This window comes from Alteromonas sp. 14N.309.X.WAT.G.H12 (assembly GCF_036697315.1).
In the GTDB taxonomy this organism is placed as follows: domain Bacteria; phylum Pseudomonadota; class Gammaproteobacteria; order Enterobacterales; family Alteromonadaceae; genus Alteromonas.
Window position 1 is genome coordinate 1 of sequence record NZ_JBAHZB010000270.1, and the last position, 295, is coordinate 295.

At 51.9% G+C, this 295-nt stretch carries 1 pseudogene; it reads left to right on the forward strand.

Annotated features, from left to right (window positions below):
* Positions 1-295 (forward strand): annotated as a pseudogene (locus V5298_RS20935) (RTX toxin); the annotation flags it as partial.

The following is a 295-nucleotide window of genomic DNA, read 5'->3' on the forward strand; positions in this document are numbered from 1 at the left end:
TATTGCCTGACGGTTCTTTCTCAGTAGATTTACCGGCTGCGGCTTCCGAAGGGTTACTCAATGTGGACGTGTCGGTGTTGGATGCCGCTGGCAATCTCGCCAGTGTTTCTACAACCGGCCTTATCGATCTTACGCTCCCAATACTGAACCTGGATGCGCTGTCCAACCTCAACAGTGCCACCCCCACCATCAGCGGTACTTGTGATGAAATTGGTGCAGTGATCAGTATCGAAGTCACCGACAGTGACAGCGATACCCAGACCTTCACAACCACCGTATTACCTGACGGTTCATT